Source organism: Comamonas halotolerans (genome assembly GCF_030162935.1).
Classification (GTDB): domain Bacteria; phylum Pseudomonadota; class Gammaproteobacteria; order Burkholderiales; family Burkholderiaceae_C; genus Comamonas; species Comamonas halotolerans.
This window is the reverse complement of the sequence record NZ_JASAUZ010000056.1, coordinates 1-22128: the sequence shown is the minus strand read 5'-3', so window position 1 is coordinate 22128 and position 22128 is coordinate 1. Positions and strand designations below refer to the sequence as shown.

Below are 22128 nucleotides of genomic sequence, written 5' to 3'. Positions count from 1 at the left end.
TCCATGAGTACCCTTCAAATCAGTCTGGCCGTGGTGGGTGTGATCCTGCTGGGTCTGATCGTGGCCTACAACACTTGGACGCATCGCCGCAATGCTCCAAAGCGGGCAGATGCGGATACGCGTTTTGCAGAGAACCATTCGCGCTTTGACCCTGCACTGGATGGTGTTGATGTCACCAATATGCCTGTGCATGCCAATACTGCTTTGGTTGATCCGCTGCTGGATGCAGCACCTGCGCAAGACCATGAGCAACACGGCGTTGCGGCTGATGATGTGCTCAATACTGCACCTGCAGCACAAGTGCAGCCTGTGGGTGAAGATGGGGTGGCTGCGGTGGAGCCTGTCGTGCGTACTGCTCAGCAAAACGCTGACCGCAAACTCGCGCTGGACGGATTGATTGATGCAATTGCACCGATCCGCGTTGAAGGCCAGATTACGGGCGATGCAGCGTTGGCGGTGCTGCCAACCACACGTCGTGCGGGCAGCAAGCCATTCCGTATTGAAGGTTTGAATGCAGCCTCGGGCGAGTGGGAGACTGTGCGTGCAGGCCAGCGTTACTCGGCATTTCAGGCTGGTGTGCAACTGGCGAATCGCCTCGGTGCACTGAATGAAATCGAATTCTCTGAGTTCGCGGCCAAGGTGCAGTCCTTTGGAGATGCGCTCAACGCTGCAGTGGACCTGCCCGATATGTTGCACGAGGTGGGGCGAGCCCGGGAGCTGGATCAGTTTGCCAGTGAACACGACGCCCAGTTGAGCTTTGTGTTGCGCCCACGCCGCGCAGCATGGAGCCCTGGCTATATCGAACAACATGCGATGGGTGCAGGCTTTGTGCCAGCGCCCATGCCAGGGCGCATGCAATTGCCTTCCAACGTGGCAGGTCATGCGCCTTTGCTGACCCTGGTCTACGACGGTCAGGCAGCGCAGGCAGACAACCTGGATCAGACAGCCGTGCACGAAGTGTGGCTGACCCTGGATGTGCCACAAGTGCCTCGTGAAGAAGAGCCCTTCACGCGTTTGCGTGAAGTGGTGCAGGTGCTGTGTGAAGGCATGGATGGCGCTTTGTGCGATCAAAACGGCTACCAGCTGCTGCCGCAGGTGCTTGATCCCATTGCTGCCGATTTGGAAAAGCTCTACGACAAGCTCGACAGCCGTGAGCTGTCGGCTGGCTCCGTGCTGGCGCGTCGCCTGTTCAACTGATTGCTTGTTGAATACGCATGAGCGAGAATTTGGACCTTTTTGGCGATGCTTCGCCTATACCGCCTGCTGCTGTGCCGCAGGCGGTTGTGCGCAAGGTGGAAGCTTTGCGTGCTCAGTTGCAGCAGTGGGCGCATGAGTACTATGTGCTCGATACGCCCACGGTGCCCGATGGTGAGTACGACAAGGTCTTTCAGCAGTTGCAGGCACTGGAAGGTGCATACCCGACACTGATCACTCCTGATTCTCCGACTCAGCGTGTGATTGGGGCAGTGCTTGATGGCTTGACGCCCGTGCGCCACGCGGTGCCCATGCTGTCGATTCGCACAGAAACCGACAATGAGGCCTCTGGAGCAGAAGCATTTGATGCACGTATCCGTCGTGAGCTTGAGCTCAATGATGGCGCTCCTGCCGTTGAGTATGTGGCTGAGCCCAAGTTTGATGGCTTGGCCATGAACCTGCGTTATGAGCACGGCATGCTGGTGCACGCGGTCACGCGCGGTGATGGTGAAGTGGGGGAGGATGTCACCCACAATATCCGCACAATTCGACAGATTCCTCTGGTGCTCAAGGCTGACAATGTGCCTGCAGTATTGGAAGTGCGTGGCGAGGTGTATATGCGCCGTGCCGACTTCCTCAAGCTCAATGAGCGACAGGAGACTGTCGGAGGCAAGCTGTTTGCCAACCCGCGCAATGCGGCTGCCGGGTCGGTGCGCCAGCTGGATTCACATATTGCCATGCAGCGGCCACTGTCATTCTTTGCGTATGGGGTGGGAGAGGTCACGCCGCCAGAGCAGGGGGGGCCAGTTTTTATTACACATTACGCGATGCTGCAACAGCTAAAAGCATGGGGATTCCCTGTGGCCGAGCAAGTGCGCATTGCCTATGGCGCTGCAGAACTGGTGGAATTTCATGCGCAATTGGGTGCCGAGCGTGCCACGCTGCCATATGAGATTGATGGCGTGGTCTACAAAGTCAACAGCCTGGCCTTGCAGCGCCAGCTTGGTTTTGTCACACGTGAGCCACGCTGGGCTGTTGCGCATAAATATCCCGCCGAAGAAATGGCTACCTTGATGGAAGGGATTGATATTCAGGTGGGCCGTACTGGCAAGCTCACGCCTGTAGCGCGACTGGCACCCGTCAGCGTAGGCGGTGTGACGGTTACCAATGCCACGCTGCACAACCTCTTTGAAATCCGCAAAAAGCGTGTGAGAGTGGGTGACACGGTCATTGTGCGGCGTGCCGGAGATGTGATTCCTGAGGTGGTGGGCAGGGTTCCGGGTGAGCGTCCTGCCTATGTGCAGAATTTTCAGATGCCAAGCAAGTGTCCTATTTGTGGCTCTGATGTTGTGCGAGAGCCAGGGGAGGCCAACCATCGTTGCTCGGGCGGCTTGTTCTGTCCTGCTCAGCGCAAAGAGGCGCTGCTGCACTTTGCTGCACGCCGTGCCATGGACATTGAGGGCCTGGGCAGCAAGCTGGTCGATCAGCTGGTCGATAGTGGTGTGGTGCGCACTTTGCCTGACTTGTATCGTCTGGGTCTGTCGGGTTTGGCGTCACTGGATCGCATGGCGGAAAAATCTGCACAAAACGTGCTGGATGCGCTGGAAAAGTCAAAATCCACCACGCTCAACCGTTTCTTGTTTGGCTTGGGCATTCGCCATGTGGGTGAGGCCACGGCCAAAGATCTGGCGCGCCACTTCGGCTTGCTGGATGCCATCATGAACGCCAGTACGGAGCAGTTGCTGGAGGTGCGTGATGTAGGGCCTGTCGTGGCAGAAAGCATTCACACCTTTTTTGCCCAGCCCCACAACCGGGAGGTCGTTGAGCAATTGCGTGCTTGTGGCGTGCACTGGCAGGAAGGGCCGCCTGCAGAGAAATCCCCTCAGATTCTGGCCGGAAAAACAGTGGTGTTGACTGGCACCTTGCCGACCATGGGGCGCGATACAGCCAAGGAGCTGCTGGAAGCTGCAGGGGCCAAAGTCAGTGGCTCCGTCAGCAAGAAGACCAGTTATGTGGTGGCCGGTGCTGAGGCAGGCAGCAAACTCACCAAGGCTCAGGAGTTGGGAGTGCCGGTACTGGACGAGGCTGGGTTGCTGGCTTTGCTCAAGGGCGAGGAGCTGTAAATGGCACTGACCCGGCGCACTCCGAAGATTGGTTTGGCGCTGGGCAGTGGTTCGGCGCGCGGATGGGCGCACATTGGTGTGCTGAAGGCTCTGGAAGATGCCTGCGTGAAACCCGATGTGGTTTGCGGCGCTTCCATTGGTGCCCTGGTTGGTGCAGCCTACGCGGCCGGTGAGCTGGATCGTTTTGCACAATGGGTGCAAAGCCTGGGCATGCGCGATGTGTTCGGCTTCATGGACTTCAATCTGTCTGGCGGCATGCTCAAGGGGGAGAAGCTGATTGATTTCTGGCGACGCAATTTTGCCGACTTCGATATTGAAAATGCGGCCATGCCATTTGCTGCGGTGGCTACAGATTTGCATTCAGGGGCAGAAGTCTGGCTGCGCCACGGCTCCATAGCCAAGGCTGTGCGTGCGTCCATTGCGTTACCAGGGCTGTTCACACCCGTGGTGCATGAGGGGCGATTGCTGGTGGATGGGGGGCTGGTCAATCCCGTGCCTTCCACGCTTGCGCGTGCCATGGGGGCTGACATTGTGATTGCCGTGGACCTGAATGCTGATTTGCTCCAGCGTCATATGCGACCGCTGGGTGTGGTAGCCACGGAGGCCGCAGGCGATGCGCAACCGCCCCAAGTGGTAGAGGCCCAAAGTGCGGCCTGGATCAGCCGCCTGCAAAGTGGTTTGCGTAGCTGGATGCCCAGTGCCAGCAGCGCTTCAGCATCTGCCGGGGCAGATGCCGTGCAAATCCCCTCTTTGCTGGATGTGGTGATGACCAGCGTGAATATCATGCAAATGCGCATCACGCGCAGTCGCATGGCAGGCGATCCGCCGGAGTTGGTGATTGCGCCTCGGCTTTCTCATCTGGGTCTGCTGGATTTCCATCGCGCCAATGAAGCGATGGAGCAAGGCTATGCGGCCGCGCAGGCTGCTTTACCCAATTTGCAGCATTTTGGCTGGAAGGCCGTGGAATCAGAGAAGTAAAACTTGCGGGCTGTTGCCGAAGTGCAGCCAATGTGCTGGCTTGGGGAGAGGGGGCGTTTTTTAGCGGCGGCGTGCTGCACCAGCGCGACCTGCTTTGCTCCATTCGTACACTTCACCATCTGGTGTCCGGCCATTCTCCACGGCAGACACGCCCATGATGCCCACCATCTCGCGCAACTCCGATGAGATGCAGACATGCGCATTGCGAGGATCTGCACGCAGCGTTTGGCACTGTGCCAATGCTTCGCTCATGGCTTGATCGTTGTAGGCCTGGCAATGTGCTTGCCAGGCAGGAGGCTGGTCTTGGGGGGCGATGTTGTGCAAATAAAAGACGACGATGCTCATGCTGACAAATTCGTGTTCAGGGGACAATGCTTTTGTACCGCAAGTAAAGATGGGCTGCAGCGATATATACCTACTGCCCCCAATGTTGGTAGTGCAAAAGTACACTGTCGGGTTAAATTTTTCCCCGCACGAATCCCCCGATGAACGCACCGATAGATGTTTCCTTTTTTCAGCGTGATGCCAAGCCGCTGACCAGCTACCGCCCCTATTGGGCGAAGCGCTTTGGCACGGCACCGTTCCTGCCGATGAGTCGTGCAGAGATGGATCAGCTGGGCTGGGACAGCTGCGACATCATCCTGGTGACGGGTGATGCTTATGTGGACCATCCCAGCTTTGGCATGGCTGTGATTGGCCGTGTGCTGGAGTCTCAAGGCTTTCGCGTGGGCATCATTGCTCAGCCAGACTGGCAGAGTGCAGAGGCCTTCAAGGCGCTGGGCAAGCCAAATCTGTTTTGGGGCGTGACAGCCGGAAACATGGATTCGATGATCAACCGTTACACGGCAGATCGAAAAATCCGTACTGATGATGCATACACCCCCGGCGATGTGGGTGGCAAGCGCCCAGACCGCGCTGCCATTGTTTACTGCCAGCGTTGCCGCGAAGCCTTCAAAGATGTGCCTATCGTGCTGGGTGGCATTGAAGGTTCGTTGCGCCGCATTGCTCACTATGACTATTGGAGCGACAAAGTCCGTCGCTCCATTGTGGTGGACAGCAAGTGTGACATCCTGCTCTACGGAAATGCCGAGCGTGCTCTGGTGGAGGTGGCTCACCGTATTGCCCGCCGTGAGCCTGTGGAGCAGATCACGGATGTGCGTGGTACGGCATTTGTGCTGCGCCAAGCCAAAGAGGGATGGTTTGAAGTGGATTCCACCATCGTGGATGAGCCCGGTGTGGTGGAGCCACACATCAATCCTTATATGACCACCAGTGAGCAGGCAGCCACCCAGGGGCAGACCTGTTCCAAGGAGGACGCGTCCAATGCCGCCACAACAGGGGGCGCAGCCTGTGGCTCAAGCGGCTCGGCTGCGGCGATGCCTGAGGTGCAGCCCGTTCAGTTTGTGCACAATTTTTCGCTGCGCGGCAAGGGCAAGCAGCCACCGCGGGAGAAAACCGTGCTGCGTCTGCCCAGCTATGAGCAGGTCAAAAGTGATCCAATTCTCTACGCCCATGCCAATCGCGTGCTGCACCTGGAAACCAACCCCGGTAATGCCCGTGCCCTGGTGCAAACCCATGGTGAGGGTGTTACAGCGCGCGATGTATGGCTGAACCCGCCGCCCATCCCGCTGACCACTGCGGAGATGGATTGGGTGTTCGGCCTGCCGTATGCGCGTGGCCCGCACCCCAGCTATGCCGATGAAAATGGTAGTCATGAAGGTGCCACCAAGATTCCTGCTTGGGAGATGATCCGCACCTCGGTGAACATCATGCGTGGCTGCTTTGGAGGCTGCACCTTCTGCTCGATCACCGAGCACGAAGGCCGCATCATCCAGAGCCGCTCCGAAGACTCCATCATCCAGGAGATTGAGGACATCCGTGACAAGGTCAAGGGTTTCACCGGCACAATCTCAGACCTGGGTGGCCCTACGGCCAATATGTATCGACTGGGGTGCTCCAGCCCTGAGATCGAAAAGCACTGCCGCAAGCCCAGCTGTGTGTTTCCTGGCATTTGCCCGAATCTGCACACGGACCATGGCCCCCTGATCAACATCTACCGCCGTGCCCGGAAGCTGCCTGGTATCAAGAAGATCTTGATTGGTTCTGGCCTGCGCTATGACTTGGCGGTGAAGTCTCCCGAGTACGTGCGTGAGTTGGTGCAGCACCATGTAGGCGGCTATTTGAAGATTGCGCCTGAGCACACCGAGACTGGGCCTTTGTCCAAGATGATGAAGCCTGGTATTGGTAGCTATGACAAGTTCAAGCAGCTGTTTGAGAAATACAGCGAGGAAGCCGGCAAGAAGCAGTTCCTGATTCCTTACTTCATTGCAGCTCACCCGGGCACCAGTGATGAAGACATGATGAACTTGGCTGTCTGGCTGAAGAAGAATGGCTTTCGTGCCGACCAGGTGCAGACCTTCTATCCCAGCCCAATGGCTACGGCGACAGCCATGTACCACTCCGGGCGCAACACGCTGACCAAGGTGCGACGCGACATGCGTGATGAACAAGAGGAACGGGTGGACATTGTGCGTGGTGAAAAACGACGTCGTCTGCATAAAGCATTCTTGCGCTATCACGATCCCAACAACTGGCCGTTGCTGCGCGAAGCCCTCAAGACCATGGGGCGGGCAGACCTGATCGGTAATGGCAAGCACCACCTGATTCCTACCTTCCAGCCACTGGTGGATGGTAGTTATCAAAGCGCGCGCAAGAAAAACAGCACGAGCTCAACCAGTGTGAAAACAGGTATGGGCTATACCACCAACAAGGATGGCAAGGCTGTGGCACTGCGTCCGCGCAAGGTGGATGAGCAGGCTCTGATGGAGCCTAAGGGTGATGTGCGCTTCCGTAATAAGGAAAGCGCTGCGCAACCTCGCCCGGGCAAACTGCTGACCCAGCATACGGGGTTGCCGCCACGTGCTGGGGTGAGGTCCCGCTCCAGCCAGGCTGCAAAGCCAGGCAAACCGAAACGCTGATAAACCAAAAAGAGCCACCATTCAAACGGTGGCTTTTTCTTTGAAGATTCAAAAACGTGGAACAGGTACTCGGTTGCTGGCTGGGGTAGATTGCGGCGGTGGCTCAGCAGCATGCAAAAAGAACTCTGCATTCAGTGGAACAGGGGGGGCAATATAGTAGCCCTGTGCATAGTCCACGCCCATGACCTTGAGTGCCTCAAAGGTCGCTGCATCACTGACAAACTCGGCCACGGTGTATTTGCCAAGCACCCGGCCAATGTGGTGGATGGCTTCCACCATTGCATGGTTGCTGGGGTTTTTCAGCATGTCTTGCACAAAACTACCGTCGATCTTGAGGTAGTCCACGGGCAACTGCTGAAGGTATTTGAAGCTGGCCATGCCTGAGCCAAAATCATCCAGTGAGAAACGGCAACCGAGCTTGCCTAGCTCCGTGATCATGGTGGTGGCGTTTTCTATGCTGGCAATCGCGCTGGTCTCGGTAATTTCAAAGCATAGCTTGTCGGCAGAAACTCCGTAATCGAGGATGCTTTGGCGAATGAATTCCAGCAGCTCGTTGTCACCAAGGCTGGCTCCAGAGAGGTTGATTGAGCAACTGCTGATATTCGCACCTTCGGACAAATGCAAGCGCAGCAGCCTTAAGGTGTTGCGCACCACCCAGCGGTCGATTTGAGGCATGAGGTCATAACGTTCAGCAATCGGGATGAAAACTGAAGGTTCGATGTACTTGCCCTGGCCATCTTGTAGGCGCAGCAGCACCTCAAAGTGCACACCCTTCATGCCTCTTGGTTGTGGCTGGAGTGGGTACACGGTTTGCGCCATCAAGGAAAATAAATCGTTTTCCAGGCTGGAACGCAAGCGCTGCACCCATTCCATATCTCCTTGATAGCGCTGGAAGATACGGTTGAACGGGTTGTAGACCGAAATCCGGTTGCGCCCACTTTCCTTGGCGTGCTTGCAGGCGTTATCGGCCATGCCCAGCAGTAATTGCGGATCATGGCTTTGCTGAGATCCGATATGCACCACGCCAATGCTCACGCCAGTGTGCAGATTCTTTTGGTGCCAGTGCACATTCAGCTCATGCACACTTTTCCGCAGCCGCTCAGCGGTTTGCATCGCCGCGTGGGGGGGGCAATTGTTGAGCAAAACGGCGAATTCATCGCCCCCAATGCGGGCTAGTACATCGGTTTCGCGCAAGGCCGAGCGCAGCATGTGACAGACCTGGCGCAGTACCTCATCACCTACAGCATGACCATAGGTGGCATTTATCATTTTGAAATGGTCCAGATTCAGTTGCAGCAAGCTGCAAGGCTGCTTGCCATCAACCTGCATTAAATGCTTCTCGAAAGCCGTGCGGTTTTGCAAGCCAGTGAGAGCGTCATGGCTCTCCTGCCAGGCCAGCATACGCATATAGTTTTGCTCTTGCGAAACATCATGCAACACGAGTACGCTGCCCGAATGCGCGTTCGACTCCTCCAAGGAGGTGACGGTGATACGCACTGCAACGCTATCCTTGCCAGGACGGTTGATCCAGTGCACGTTGCTATCCGAAAACTTGCTCTTGATGTTGCTGTCGTCTGTCAGAGGCCGTTGCTTGGAAATGCATTCCGGCGCAAAGGGCAAAACGTGCTGTATTTCGCAATCTTGCAAATAGTGGGCCGGAATATCAAGCAGTCTTGACGCTGACGGGTTTGCGTAACGAATGCGCTGCTGCATATCCAGTGTGATGACTCCGTCCCCCAGGGCTGCCAGTGTGATGCTGCTGCGCTGACGCTCAACTTCCAGCTCGTTATAGGCTTTTTCGCTCTCGGCAATCGCTCTTTGCACCGAGAGCCAGTAAAGCAAGCTCAACAGTAATGCGGTCAGCATGTTGATGCCAAGCAGCAGCTGGCTGAGTTGGCGTGAGTTATAGCCCAAGGTGGCGCTGAACTGCTTGGCCAGCGGTATGACAGTGCTGTTGATGTCGTCGATTTCGTTGCGCCACGCGGTGATTTCAACATTGCTTACAGGTGAGGCGGAGTGACGCCGTTCAACAATGCGCTGGCTCAATTCTTGGAGATGCTGCACATGGTGATCACCTTGTCGCCATATTTCAATGGCGGGTGCCAATGGCTGGAGGTTCCATGCCCAAGGCAGAATGCTCAGCAAGGTGTTAATGTCATCGGGATGACTCTCGCCTTGCAGCAATCCCTGGCGGATGGCTGCCAGATCTTTGGGCTGTGTATCCAGGGTTTGGCGTGCAACACCGACACCTAAAGGAATGGATAGAGCCTGCTTGAAGCTGGAGTAGTCTTGCTCGGCCCCGGTCTCCGCATAGCGTTGCAAGTGCATCAAAGATGCAGAGAAGCCCTTGCTCCATAAACTTTCTCCGCTGACAACCACACGCACGGCGGAGATCAGAACGATGCTGCCACTTGCAACGATCAGCTGTACGGCCACCGCACAGATAAACAGCCAGCGTCGCCATTTGTAGCTGTTGCTGGTGATGATGTTGCTTGCCATGCAAGTTTCTCCTGGGTTTAGAAAATGGTTTGCATGGAGACTGCTGGTTGAGGTTGGTAGGGTTGCTCAGGAGCGTGCTTGGTGCTCGCTGCCAAGAGGTATTCTTGCGGGCCCTCTTTGAGGGAGGTATTCAAAGTTTTGACGCCAATGACCACGCTATGCAGTTTGGTGGCTTGTTGGAGCAACTGGGCTGCTGAATGGGATGATTTTGCAACCAGATGTGTATTTTCCTGGGTCATGGTGTCTATATTGCCTAGCGCTGCAGCAGCCTGACGCAGAGACTGGGCCTGCGAGTGAGCAAGTTCGCTAAGCTGCTCGATCAATTGCGCCATGTTGCTGGTGTGAGTTAATACGCTTTTCATGCTATCGCCAGCGATATGAACCAGCTCCGCGCCTTGCGCTGCATGCTGCAGGGAGCTCTGGATCAGACTGCGCACATCTTTGGCAGCATTGGCGCTGCGTTGCGCCAAATTGCGGACCTCGGTAGCCACTACTGCAAAGCCCCTGCCGTTCTCTCCGGCGCGAGCAGCCTCAACAGCGGCATTGAGCGCCAAGATATTGGTTTGAAAAGCGATGGAGTCAATCAAACCCACAATGTCACCGATCTTGTGAGAGCTTTCATTGATGGCATGCATGGCGCTGACTACTTGAGTGACAAGCTTGGCACAGTGCTGGGCATTCTCGGTAGTTCGCTCTCCGAGGTCGCGTGCGGTTTCAGATGATTTGGCGCTGGTGAGCGCGTCGTTCTGAATATGGGAAACGAGTGCTGCAGTAGCTTGCAGCTGTTCAGCAGTCTGTTGTGCGTGCTGGTGCAACTCCAAATTGCTTTGCGCAATGTGAGCACTGCTTTGCTGGACGACGTTGGCGGTCATGCGCGCCTCTGTAACCAGTTGCTCTAGCTTAAGAAATGCTTCGCGTACCGCTATGGCAGAGGTACTGTGCACCTCGATGGGGCGTACATCCAGATTGAGCTCACCCTCCTGAGTCGGTTTACATAGTACATGTAGCTCCTGCGCTTCCTGTGCGTCTGCCCGCATGCGCTTGGCCATCACAATTTCAACCCCAGTTTGTATGACAACAAATGCCGCATGTATGAGCACTCGGCCAAAATTTGGCTCACTCATGCAAAAGACGGGCCAACCATGGGCTTGAAGACGGTCAAACAACACGTGATGCAGTGCAATGGTGATTGCTGCTGCGACGATAGGCCGCCAATCGCGATAGACGAGTAGGAAAGCCAGAAATACGAACACACCAAAGTGCAGTTCGGTCAGCCCCATTGCCAATTGAATGTGTAGACACACCATCAACATGCCAATGATGGACAGCATGATGCGGCTGAAGAGTGAGCCTGGAGCCACGCGCCAAGCGAGAACACCAGCCAGAAACAGGCCGCAGGCAAACATTGCACCGGAAAGTGCAGGGCCATGCACCTTACCCAAAGCAATCGCCGCTGCGGCACCCAGTAGAAGTACTCCAACAACCATGCGGTCGGCTTTGAGTGCAAGGTTTTTGAGGCTGCTATCGGGGTGGGGGACTAGGCTGTGGTGCATCTATGGAAACCTTTAAGGCGCAGTGTGCAGCGCCTGCAGCCGTTCCTGGACGTCAGCTGCATGGGGCTGACTGTTACGGCTGTATATGTGTCTGAAACTATGTGTAATTATTTGTTTTTGCAAGAAACCCCCTGTAGGTGGATGCCGCTTTTTACTGACGTCTTGGCGGTCCAGGGGGGTGAGTGGCTTCGTGTGAGATTTCAATCAAAGCCGCCTTTCTCAATTTGCCTTCCTGGCTCAAGCATCCGCGCACAATTTCTGGGTGGATGCAATACAACGGGAATAAAAAAAACCGCCCGAAGGCGGTTTTCATTGCTTTGTCACGTAGGAGGCTTAAATCACGGCCGCAATGGCCTTGCACACGTGTTCGATATTCTTGCTGTTTAGCGCAGCCACACACATGCGACCGGTGTCGGTGCCGTACACACCGAATTCTGAACGCAGTCGCACCATTTGTTCCTTGGTCAGGCCGGAGTACGAGAACATACCGATCTGCGTAGTGATGAACGACATGTCTTGAGTAACGCCTGCGGCCTTGAGGCCATCCACCAGTTTCTGGCGCATTTCCTTGATGCGCACACGCATCTCGCCCAGCTCTTCTTCCCACTGAGCACGCAGCTCGGGGCTGTTCAGCACGGCTGCAACCACAGCACCACCATGTGTAGGTGGGTTGGAGTAATTGGTGCGGATCACAATCTTCAGTTGTGACAACACACGGGCAGCTTCTTCCTTGTCGGAAGCTACCACCGACAGGGCGCCTACACGCTCGCCGTACAGGCTGAAGCTCTTGGAGAAGGAGGTGGAGACAAAGATGTTCAGTCCGGCAGCGACAAACTTGCCGATAACTGCGCCATCTTCGGCGATGCCGTGGCCAAAGCCCTGGTAAGCCATGTCCAGGAATGCCACCAGACCCTTGGCCTTGACCACTTCAATGACCTGGTCCCACTGGGCGGCTGTGATGTCGTAGCCGGTGGGGTTGTGGCAGCAAGCGTGCAGCACAACAATGGTGCCCGCAGCGGCTGCGTTCAGGTCAGCCAGCATGCCGTTGAAGTCGATGGAGCGGGTGGCTGCGTCATAGTAGGCATAGGTGCCCACTTCAAAGCCTGCGTTCTGGAAGATGGCGCGGTGGTTTTCCCAGCTGGGGTTGGAGATCAGAACCTTGGCGTTGGGGTTGATTTTCTTCAAGAAGTCAGCGCCAATCTTCAGGCCGCCTGTACCACCAATGGCTTGAACGGTCGAAACGCGGCCAGACTTGACCACATCAGAGTCAGCGCCAAATACCAGTGCCTTCACGCCATTGTCATACGCTGCAATACCGTCGATGGGCAGGTAGCCACGAGGGGTGGGCTTTTCCATCATGGTCTTTTCAGCGGCTTGCACACATTTGAGCAGAGGCAGCTTGCCGTTGTCGTCGAAGTACACGCCCACGCCCAGATTCACCTTGTTGGGGTTGGTGTCGGCTGCGAATTGATCATTCAGACCCAGGATAGGGTCGCGGGGGGCCATTTCGACGGCGGTAAACAGAGACATGGGTCGTCCTTGAGGGTAGAAATATTTCAGCAAACCCCCAACTGACTCCTGCGGTAGGCTTGAGGGTTAGCTCGCCATTTTACTCCGGCAATGGGCTATGCGCCCAAGACATAAATCCATGCAAGAAGAAATTAACGCTTCTGTGCCACAAGGCACGTTTGTCACCTTCCCAGATTCGCCGTTTGAGCTTTTTCAGCCCTATCCACCGGCGGGTGATCAACCAGTGGCTATCGAGAAACTGGTAGAGGGTGTGCACGATGGTGAAGCCTTCCAGACGCTGCTTGGCGTGACGGGCTCTGGCAAGACGTTCACCATGGCCAATGTCATTGCGCGCCTGGGGCGGCCAGCCATTGTTTTTGCACCCAACAAAACACTTGCCGCACAGCTGTATTCGGAGTTCCGTGAGTTTTTCCCAAAAAACGCGGTGGAGTATTTCGTCAGTTATTACGACTATTACCAGCCCGAGGCCTATGTGCCGCAGCGCGATCTGTTCATTGAAAAAGACAGTGCCATCAACGAGCATATTGAGCAAATGCGCCTGTCTTGCACCAAGAGCCTGATGGAGCGTCGCGACGTGGTGATTGTTGCCACGGTGTCTGCCATCTACGGTATCGGTGAGCCAGAGAGTTATCACCAGATGGTAATGACCACGCGCACGGGTGATCGCATGAACCAGCGCGATGTGATTGCGCAGCTCATTCGCATGCAGTATCAGCGCAATGACCAGGATTTTTCGCGCGGTACCTTCCGCGTACGCGGTGACACTATTGATGTTTTCCCCGCCGAGCACTCCGAGCTGGCCTTGCGCATTGAGTTGTTTGATGATGAGGTGGATAGCCTGCAGCTGTTTGACCCACTGACAGGGCGTATCAAGCAAAGCATTCCACGCTTCACGGTGTACCCCAGCAGCCACTATGTGACGCCGCGCGACAAAGTGCTGGCGGCAGTGGAAACCATCAAGCTGGAGCTGGCCGAGCGCAGCAAGCAACTGGTGGAAATGGGCAAGCTGGTGGAGGCGCAACGCCTGGAGCAGCGCACGCGGTTCGATCTGGAAATGCTCAGCGAAGTGGGGCACTGCAAAGGCATTGAAAACTACACGCGCCATCTCTCAGGTGCGGCGCCCGGCGAGCCGCCAAGTACGTTGACTGACTACATGCCCAAGGATTCCATCATGTTCCTGGACGAGAGTCACCAGATGATTGGTCAGCTCAATGCCATGTACAACGGTGACCGTGCGCGCAAGATGACACTGGTGGAATACGGTTTTCGGCTGCCGTCGGCGATGGACAACCGGCCGTTGAAGTTCGAAGAGTTCGAGCAGCGCATGCGGCAGGTGATCTTTGTTTCAGCCACGCCGGCAGAGTACGAGAAAACACATTCGGGTCAGGTGGTGGATCAGGTGGTGCGCCCGACCGGTCTGGTGGACCCAGAAATCGAGGTGCGTCCTGCAACCCATCAGGTGGACGACGTGCTGCAAGAAATCCGCTTGCGCACCGAGCGTGACGAGCGCGTGCTGATCACGACCCTGACCAAGCGCATGGCCGAGCAGCTCACCGACTACCTCACTGAAAACGGCGTCAAGGTGCGCTATCTCCACTCTGACATTGATACGGTGGAGCGTGTGGAAATCATTCGTGACCTGCGGCTGGGAGTGTTTGATGTGCTGGTCGGGATCAATTTGTTGCGCGAAGGGCTGGATATTCCGGAGGTGTCCCTGGTGGCGATTCTGGATGCAGACAAAGAGGGCTTTTTGCGTGCCGAGCGCAGCTTGATTCAAACCATTGGTCGTGCGGCACGCAATCTGCACGGCAAGGCGATTTTGTATGCGGACCGCATTACTGACTCCATGCGAAAAGCCATGGACGAGACGCAGCGGCGCCGAGACAAGCAAATTGCTTTTAATGAGGAGAATGGAATAACCCCTACAGCGCTTGTCAAGAGGGTGAAAGACCTGATTGATGGGGTCTATAGTGAAAAAAGTGTGCGACAGGCCGATGAGCAACAGCGCGCATCAGCACATTCCGAGAGTTTTGACAACATGTCCGAGGCAGAACTCACCAAAGCTATCAAGAAAATGGAGAAAGAAATGCTGGAACGCGCTAAGAACCTGGACTTTGAAGCTGCAGCACGCTTGCGAGATCAACTGGCACTGCTTAAGCAAAAACTATTTGGAGCTTGATTTGCAAGCGCTTTTTCCTCTTGATAGCTTGTTTTGATGATCACGATTAGATGTATCCGACCAAATTGATGGGGTTTCTGGTATACTCGGGGTAATTACTCAACAACAACAAAAAAACTTCTTACTTAAACGAAGGGCTCGGCGCGATAGATTGGTGCGCTGGAGTAAGGGCGGAGACGGTAGTCAATCCGGTTGCCGCGATTGATGTTTCTGTTAACTATTAGCCTGACTGAAGGAGCTCACGATGCGTCTCACTACCAAAGGCCGCTTTGCGGTCACAGCCATGATCGATTTGGCATTGCGCCAAAACAATGGTCCCGTCACGCTGGCCGCGATCAGTCAGCGTCAACAAATTTCGCTCTCTTACCTGGAGCAGCTGTTTGGCAAGCTGCGTCGCCACGAGTTGGTGGAATCCACGCGTGGTCCTGGTGGTGGCTATACCCTGGCCCGCAAGGCCGCAGAAATCACCGTTGCAGACATCATTGTCTCGGTGGATGAGCCTATTGATGCTACCCAGTGTGGCGGCAAGGAAAACTGCATGGGTGAAGCAGGGCGCTGCATGACCCATGAACTGTGGTCTGCGCTGAATCAGCGCATGGTTGAGTTCTTGGACTCTGTCACCCTGCAAAAGCTGGTGGACGAGCAGTTGGCCAAGGGCATCCAGATTGAAGACAAGCCTGTTGTGCGTCGTGCGATTTCCACGGCGCCGGTGGTCAAGCCTATTCGTGTGAATGCGCCCAACTCGGTGTTTGCGCTTGGCAACGTGTTCGCCAAGTCTTGATCACACGAGACAGCCCGCCGGGCACGCTCGGCAGGCAAATTTGAGTTTTAAGAGGTAGCGAGCAGCTTCCGGACAGACATTAGTAGAGCCAGCCATGGACATGACCCCACACTTCCCCATTTATCTTGACTACGGTGCGACCACACCTTGCGACCCTCGCGTGGTGGACGCCATGATCCCGTGGTTGCGTGAACACTTCGGCAATGCTGCTTCCCGAAGCCATGCTTGGGGTTGGGAGGCGGAAGAGGCTGTTGAGAAGGCGCGCCAGCAAGTGGCAGACCTGATCGGTGCTGATCCACGTGAAATTGTCTGGACCAGCGGCGCTACTGAGTCTGACAACCTGGCCATCAAAGGTGCTGCGCACTTCTACAAAGGCAAGGGCAAGCATCTGATTACGGTAAAGACCGAGCACAAGGCGGTTCTGGATACCATGCGTGAACTGGAACGCCAGGGCTTTGAAGTGACCTATCTGGACGTTCAAGAGAATGGTCTGCTAGATCTGGAAGTCTTCAAGGCTGCGTTGCGTCCTGACACCATTTTGGCCAGCGTGATGGCGGTAAACAATGAAACCGGTGTGATTCAGGATCTGAATGCCATTGGAGCGATTTGCCGCGAAAAAGGCATCATCTTCCACGTCGACGCTGCACAAGCGACTGGCAAGATGCCTCTGGACATGGTGACCATGCCTATCGACCTGATGAGCCTGGCGTCGCACAAGACCTACGGTCCCAAGGGAATCGGTGCGCTGTACGTTCGTCGCAAGCCTCGCGTTCGCCTGGAGGCGCAAATGCACGGTGGCGGTCATGAACGTGGCATGCGCTCCGGTACTTTGGCAACGCACCAGATTGTGGGCATGGGTGAAGCGTTCCGCATTGCCAAGGAAGAGATGCAAAAAGACTATGAGCACGCCAAGCGTTTGCAGCAGCGTTTGCTTAATGGTCTCAAGGACATTGAACAGGTGTTTGTGAACGGTGACCTGGAGCACCGTGTGCCACACAATTTGAACATCAGCTTCAACTATGTGGAAGGCGAGTCCTTGATCATGGGTATCAAGGGCTTGGCAGTGTCTTCGGGTTCGGCATGCACATCGGCCAGCCTGGAGCCCAGCTATGTGCTGCGTGCCTTGGGTCGCAGCGACGAGCTGGCTCACAGTTCGCTGCGCATGACGATTGGCCGTTTCACCACGGAAGAGGAGATCGACTATGCCATCAGCACCATCCGCCAAAACGTAGCCAAATTGCGTGAGTTGAGCCCGTTGTGGGAAATGTACAAGGATGGTATCGACCTGAGCACCATCCAGTGGGCTGAGCACTAAGCACGCCAACGAACAGATTATTTGAATTCAAGAGGTAGACACCATGGCTTACTCCGACAAGGTCATTGACCACTATGAAAATCCACGCAACGTTGGCTCTTTCGACAAGGGTGACGACAGCGTAGGCACTGGCATGGTAGGTGCCCCTGCTTGCGGCGACGTGATGAAGCTGCAAATCAAGGTGAATCCCGAGACTGGTGTGATTGAAGATGCGCGCTTCAAAACCTATGGTTGCGGCTCGGCGATTGCGTCCTCTTCTCTGGTGACAGAGTGGGTCAAAGGCAAGACGCTGGACGAAGCAGCGGCGCTGAAAAACAGCGTGATCGCTGAAGAATTGGCGCTGCCTCCAGTCAAGGTGCACTGCTCGATTCTGGCTGAAGACGCGATCAAGGCGGCTGTGAACGATTACCGCGCCAAGCGTGGTGAGACTGTTGCTGCTGAGTAAACATGGCAGTTACGCTCTCTGATGCAGCTGCACGCCACGTCAACCGTTATTTGACGAAGCGTGGCAAAGGGATTGGAGTGCGCCTGGGGGTGAAAACCACAGGCTGCTCCGGTCTGGCCTACAAGCTGGAGTATGTGGACGAACAAGATCCCGAAGACGTCGTGTTTGAGAGCAATGGCGTTAAGGTGATGATTGATCCGAAGAGCCTAGCTTACATCGATGGCACGGAGCTGGACTTTGTGCGCGAAGGGCTCAACGAAGGCTTCAAGTTTCACAACCCCAATGAGCGTGATCGTTGCGGTTGTGGCGAGAGCTTTCGCATTTAAGCGTAACGGAGTCCTACGGGGGCTCTCAACAACAAAACCGCCTTGCTCTCCTGCTGGCGGTTTTTTATTGACATGAATCTGCAGTCTGACGATTTCGAATTACTGGGCCTGCCCAAACAGTTTGCCTTGGACAGAGCCTTGCTGGATGAGCGCTGGAAAGCCTTGCAAAAGCAAACCCACCCTGATCGTTTTGCAGGTGAGGGTGGAGTGGCGCAGCGTGTGGCCATGCAGTGGTCGGTACGTATCAACGAGGCATATCAGCGCCTGAAGAATCCGCTCAAGCGCGCTGCGTATCTGTGTGAGCTGTTCGGGGCACCTGTGCGTGCTGAAGACAACACCGCAATGCCCACGGCTTTTCTGATGCAGCAGATGGAATGGCGTGAAGCCCTGGACGATGCCAGCACGTCAGAGAATCTGGATGATTTGGAATCAGAAGTAGCGTCAGTCAAACGTGGCATGTTTGAAAAGTGCGAGCAACTTTTGACATCTTCTGAGGGGGCTCAGGACGCGGTTCAAATTGTGAGATCCCTCATGTTTGTTGAGCGCTTTGCGCAAGACATCGACCGTCGACGCGAGCAACTGGAACAATAGCCTTGTTACAGCGCTCTGAACTTTGCGTAGCAAGTCAGGGCATAGGAGTGGCGTTGCCGCTCATACAGAGACAGATTCACCATGGCCTTATTGCAAATTTCCGAACCCGGTCAATCACCCAATCCTCACCAGCGTCGTATCGCAGTGGGTATTGACTTGGGTACCACGCATTCTTTGGTGGCCTCTGTGCGCAATGGCGTTGCAGAGTGTTTGCCCGATGATGAAGGTCGCGTGTTGCTGCCGTCGGTGGTGCGTTACGCGCCTGATGGTAAGCGCCAGATCGGCTATTCGGCACGCAGTCATGAAGTGGATGATGCAGCCAACACCATTGTGTCGGTGAAGCGTTTCATGGGGCGTAGTCTGACTGACCTGGGTGAGCAGGCACAGCAGCTGCCTTATGCGTTCGAGCAGGCCAGCGCCAATGCAATGGTGGAGCTCCAAACCCGTGCAGGGCGTAAAAGCCCCGTCGAGGTGAGTGCGGAAATCCTGGCAACTTTGCGCTACCGTGCTGAAGATACCTTTAATGACGACATTCACGGAGCGGTGATCACCGTGCCCGCGTATTTTGATGATGCACAACGTCAAGCGACCAAAGACGCCGCCAAGCTGGCTGGGCTGAATCTGCTGCGCTTGATCAATGAGCCAACGGCAGCAGCCATCGCCTATGGTCTGGATAATGGCAGCGAAGGTATTTATGCCGTGTACGACCTGGGTGGCGGCACCTTCGATATCTCCATTCTGCGACTCACGCAGGGTGTGTTCGAGGTGGTGGCTACTGGCGGTGATTCAGCCTTGGGGGGTGATGATTACGACGCAGCCCTGACCCGCTGGGTGTTGGAGCAAACCGGTATCACCCCGCAAACGGTGGAAGACCGAGCTGCATTGCGCATAGCTGCCAAGGCATGCAAAGAGCGCTTGACCGACGCTGAGACTGCCGTGTTTGAATTGCTGCTGCCTAGTGGCGCGCAGATCAACCAACTCGTGAGCCGCGATGACTTTGCGCAAGCTACTGCAGCTTTGACCAAGCGCTCATTGCAGGCTGTGCGCCGTGCCTTGCGCGATGCGGATTTGGCGGTCGAAGACGTGCAAGGTGTGGTGATGGTAGGTGGTTCTACCCGCATGCCCTCGGTGCGCGATGCAGTGGAGCAGCTTTTTGGCCAGCCACCGTTGACGAACTTGAATCCCGATGAAGTGGTGGCGCTGGGGGCTTCCATTCAGGCGAATCAGCTGGCAGGCAATAACGCGGCTGGCGAGCTGCTGTTGCTGGATGTGATTCCCTTGTCGCTAGGTATTGAGACCATGGGTGGCCTGGTGGAGCGCATCATTTCGCGCAACGAAACCATTCCCACGGCACGAGCGCAGGACTTCACCACCTACAAAGATGGTCAAACAGCCATGGCTATTCATGTGGTGCAAGGTGAGCGTGATCTGGTGCAGGACTGTCGCAGCCTTGCACGGTTTGAATTGCGGGGCATCCCAGCGATGGCTGCAGGAGCAGCACGCATTCGTGTGAGTTTTACGGTGGATGCGGATGGGTTGCTGTCTGTCAGTGCCAGGGAGCAAGCCAGCGGTGTGGAGGCGCACATTGAGGTCAAACCCTCGTATGGCTTGTCTGACGAACAAGTAGCCAAAATGCTTCAGGATGGTTTTGCCACGGCCCAGGAAGACATGAAGGCACGCGCATTGGTGGAGGCGCGTGTGGATGCTGACCGCATGTTGCTGGCCACACAAAGTGCGCTGGATGCTGATGGCGATGTGCTCAGTCCGCAGCAGCGCCAGGACATTGAAGCCTTGATGGCGCAGCTGCGCCAGGCATTGACTTCAGACGATGCAGCCCATGTGGAGGCTGCAACGCAAGCGCTGGCAAAGGGTACAGAAGCATTTGCGGCGGAGCGCATGAATCGCGGCATCCGAGAGGCCTTGGCGGGCAAGAGCGTTCAATCTATTTCTTGATCAAACAGAGCATATGGCAATCATCAAAATACTTCCTCACGCTGAATACTGTCCTGAAGGTGCAAGTCTGGAAGTTCCTGCGGGCACTTCGATTTGCGAAGCACTGCTGGACAACAATATCAATATTGAGCACGCTTGTGACATGAGCTGCGCATGTACAACGTGCCATGTGATCGTCCGTGAGGGCTTTAATAGTCTGAACGCTTCTGAAGAAGAGGAAGACGATCTGCTCGACCGTGCATGGGGCTTGGAGCCACAATCGCGCTTGAGCTGTCAGGCCATCGTGGCGCAAACTGATCTGGTGGTTGAAATTCCCAAGTACTCGATCAACCACGCCAAAGAGTAAACAAAAAAGCACTGATTTATGTCGCGTCTTATCGTTCTGGATACGGAAACCACGGGTCTGTCTGCGGAGACAGGAGACCGCGTGATCGAACTTGGCTGTGTGGAGCTGGTGGGTCGTAAGCTCACGGGCAACAACTTGCACCTGTACTTCAATCCAGGACGTGACAGCCATCCAGATGCTTTGCGTGTGCACGGTTTGACGACAGAGTTTTTGAGTGACAAACCCAAATTTGCCGAGAAGGTGGACGAGATTCTGGCCTATCTCCAGGGTGCAGAACTCATCATTCACAACGCACCTTTCGATATCGGATTCCTGAATAAAGAACTCTCGTTGCTGGGTTTGAAGCCTGTGACCACCTATGTGGCAAAGGTAACGGACTCTTTGGTGATGGCCAAGGAACTCTTCCCTGGCAAGCGCAACTCTCTGGATGCACTGTGTTCACGTCTCGAAGTGGACAACAGTGGCCGCCAACTGCATGGCGCTTTGCTGGATGCGGAGTTGCTGGCGGATGTCTACATCAATATGACGCGAGGACAGAATGCCTTGGTCATGCCGGATGAGGACGATGTGCAGCCAGGAGTGGAGTCGGGTGAGGCTTCTCCAGCCATCGATTTGCGCAGCTTCAAGCTTCCTGTGATCAAGTCGAGTGAGCAAGAGCTGAAGATGCATGAGTCGGTACTGGCCGAGCTCGATAAAGCGTCGGGTGGCAAAACTATTTGGCGTGTTTGGGAAAACGCAAGTCAAGCTGTGACATAATCTAGGGCTTGTCAGAACACTGGCAAATGGGTGATTAGCTCAGCGGTAGAGCACTGCCTTCACACGGCAGGGGTCACATGTTCGATCCATGTATCACCCACCAGATTCCTGAAATCAGCAGCAATGCAGATCAGCGTGATTAGCTCAGCGGTAGAGCACTGCCTTCACACGGCAGGGGTCACATGTTCGATCCATGTATCACGCACCAATTTCTGATTTGGCAGGTATGCCAATCGGGTGATTAGCTCAGCGGTAGAGCACTGCCTTCACACGGCAGGGGTCACATGTTCGATCCATGTATCACCCACCAGATTTCTGAAATCGGCAGCAATGCAGATCAGCGTGATTAGCTCAGCGGTAGAGCACTGCCTTCACACGGCAGGGGTCACATGTTCGATCCATGTATCACGCACCAATTTTGAATTGGCAGCTATGCCAATCGGGTGATTAGCTCAGCGGTAGAGCACTGCCTTCACACGGCAGGGGTCACATGTTCGATCCATGTATCACCCACCACACTCCAAGCTCTCTTAAGTCTACGATTTAAGGGAGTTTTTCATTTTTCAGTCCCAGTACCTGTA

General features: G+C 55.5%; 17 protein-coding genes and 5 tRNA genes. 18 read left to right on the top strand and 4 right to left on the bottom strand.

Annotated features, from left to right (window positions below):
* Nucleotides 1-3 precede the first annotated feature (3 nt).
* Genes QEP11_RS15785 through rssA form a run of 3 tightly spaced genes read left to right on the top strand, consistent with a single transcriptional unit; the run spans nt 4 to nt 4295 of the window.
* On the top strand, nt 4-1197 hold the full coding sequence (locus tag QEP11_RS15785) for a cell division protein FtsZ (RefSeq protein ID WP_284337602.1): 1194 nt from the start codon (nt 4-6) through the stop codon (nt 1195-1197).
* Nucleotides 1198-1214: 17 nt separating this feature from the next.
* The gene (ligA, locus tag QEP11_RS15780; protein WP_284337601.1) at nt 1215-3317 is read left to right on the top strand and encodes an NAD-dependent DNA ligase LigA; all 2103 of its coding nucleotides are present in this window, start codon (nt 1215-1217) and stop codon (nt 3315-3317) included.
* Nucleotides 3318-4295, top strand: a complete 978-nt coding sequence (gene rssA, locus QEP11_RS15775) for a patatin-like phospholipase RssA (protein WP_284337600.1) — start codon at nt 3318-3320, stop codon at nt 4293-4295. It abuts the gene before it with no gap.
* Between the two features lie 60 nt (nt 4296-4355).
* Here rssA and QEP11_RS15770 read toward each other — a convergent pair whose 3' ends face one another.
* A complete protein-coding gene (locus QEP11_RS15770) occupies nt 4356-4640 on the bottom strand; it encodes a hypothetical protein (RefSeq protein WP_284337599.1) in 285 nt (94 codons plus the stop codon).
* Between the two features lie 140 nt (nt 4641-4780).
* On the opposite strand from QEP11_RS15770, the gene QEP11_RS15765 reads away from it, so the two are divergent.
* Nucleotides 4781-7273, top strand: a complete 2493-nt coding sequence (locus QEP11_RS15765) for a YgiQ family radical SAM protein (protein ID WP_284337598.1) — start codon at nt 4781-4783, stop codon at nt 7271-7273.
* Between the two features lie 48 nt (nt 7274-7321).
* Here QEP11_RS15765 and QEP11_RS15760 read toward each other — a convergent pair whose 3' ends face one another.
* The 3 genes from QEP11_RS15760 to QEP11_RS15750 all read right to left on the bottom strand — a co-directional run bounded on the left by QEP11_RS15760 (nt 7322) and on the right by QEP11_RS15750 (nt 12855).
* Nucleotides 7322-9772 carry a putative bifunctional diguanylate cyclase/phosphodiesterase gene (locus QEP11_RS15760; protein ID WP_284337597.1) on the bottom strand — a complete coding sequence of 817 codons (2451 nt, stop codon included), beginning with the start codon at nt 9770-9772 and terminating at the stop codon, nt 7322-7324.
* 17 nt (nt 9773-9789) lie between these two features.
* Nucleotides 9790-11325 (bottom strand): methyl-accepting chemotaxis protein, encoded by a 1536-nt coding sequence (locus tag QEP11_RS15755; protein WP_284337596.1) that lies wholly within the window; start codon nt 11323-11325, stop codon nt 9790-9792.
* Between the two features lie 333 nt (nt 11326-11658).
* Entirely contained in the window at nt 11659-12855 is a 1197-nt protein-coding gene (locus QEP11_RS15750) for an amino acid aminotransferase (protein WP_284337595.1), read from the bottom strand.
* A 118-nt stretch (nt 12856-12973) separates the two neighbouring features.
* Between QEP11_RS15750 and uvrB the strand changes: the two genes are divergently transcribed.
* From uvrB to QEP11_RS15680, 14 genes are all read left to right on the top strand, one after another.
* Nucleotides 12974-15034, top strand: coding sequence for an excinuclease ABC subunit UvrB (gene uvrB, locus QEP11_RS15745; protein ID WP_284337594.1), 2061 nt, complete (start codon nt 12974-12976; stop codon nt 15032-15034).
* A 244-nt stretch (nt 15035-15278) separates the two neighbouring features.
* Nucleotides 15279-15815: a Fe-S cluster assembly transcriptional regulator IscR gene (gene iscR / locus QEP11_RS15740; protein ID WP_042412774.1), complete on the top strand. Its 537-nt coding sequence runs from the start codon at nt 15279-15281 to the stop codon at nt 15813-15815.
* 94 nt (nt 15816-15909) lie between these two features.
* Complete coding sequence (locus QEP11_RS15735; RefSeq protein ID WP_284337593.1) at nt 15910-17130, top strand: IscS subfamily cysteine desulfurase; 1221 nt, start codon at nt 15910-15912, stop codon at nt 17128-17130.
* 43 nt (nt 17131-17173) lie between these two features.
* Nucleotides 17174-17575 (top strand): Fe-S cluster assembly scaffold IscU, encoded by a 402-nt coding sequence (iscU, locus tag QEP11_RS15730; protein WP_284337592.1) that lies wholly within the window; start codon nt 17174-17176, stop codon nt 17573-17575.
* A 2-nt stretch (nt 17576-17577) separates the two neighbouring features.
* Complete coding sequence (gene iscA, locus QEP11_RS15725) at nt 17578-17901, top strand: iron-sulfur cluster assembly protein IscA (protein WP_284337591.1); 324 nt, start codon at nt 17578-17580, stop codon at nt 17899-17901.
* A 72-nt stretch (nt 17902-17973) separates the two neighbouring features.
* Nucleotides 17974-18492: a Fe-S protein assembly co-chaperone HscB gene (gene hscB, locus QEP11_RS15720; RefSeq protein ID WP_284337590.1), complete on the top strand. Its 519-nt coding sequence runs from the start codon at nt 17974-17976 to the stop codon at nt 18490-18492.
* An 81-nt stretch (nt 18493-18573) separates the two neighbouring features.
* The gene (gene hscA, locus QEP11_RS15715; RefSeq protein ID WP_284337589.1) at nt 18574-20445 is read left to right on the top strand and encodes a Fe-S protein assembly chaperone HscA; all 1872 of its coding nucleotides are present in this window, start codon (nt 18574-18576) and stop codon (nt 20443-20445) included.
* Between the two features lie 13 nt (nt 20446-20458).
* Nucleotides 20459-20791 (top strand): ISC system 2Fe-2S type ferredoxin, encoded by a 333-nt coding sequence (fdx, locus tag QEP11_RS15710; protein WP_284337588.1) that lies wholly within the window; start codon nt 20459-20461, stop codon nt 20789-20791.
* A gap of 18 nt (nt 20792-20809) precedes the next feature.
* Nucleotides 20810-21547: a DNA polymerase III subunit epsilon gene (gene dnaQ / locus QEP11_RS15705; RefSeq protein WP_284337587.1), complete on the top strand. Its 738-nt coding sequence runs from the start codon at nt 20810-20812 to the stop codon at nt 21545-21547.
* 28 nt (nt 21548-21575) lie between these two features.
* A tRNA-Val gene (locus tag QEP11_RS15700) sits at nt 21576-21650 on the top strand.
* A gap of 30 nt (nt 21651-21680) precedes the next feature.
* A tRNA-Val gene (locus QEP11_RS15695) sits at nt 21681-21755 on the top strand.
* A gap of 27 nt (nt 21756-21782) precedes the next feature.
* Nucleotides 21783-21857 (top strand) — tRNA-Val (locus tag QEP11_RS15690).
* A gap of 30 nt (nt 21858-21887) precedes the next feature.
* Nucleotides 21888-21962: transfer RNA gene (locus QEP11_RS15685), tRNA-Val, on the top strand.
* 26 nt (nt 21963-21988) lie between these two features.
* A tRNA-Val gene (locus QEP11_RS15680) sits at nt 21989-22063 on the top strand.
* Nucleotides 22064-22128: the final 65 nt, after the last annotated feature.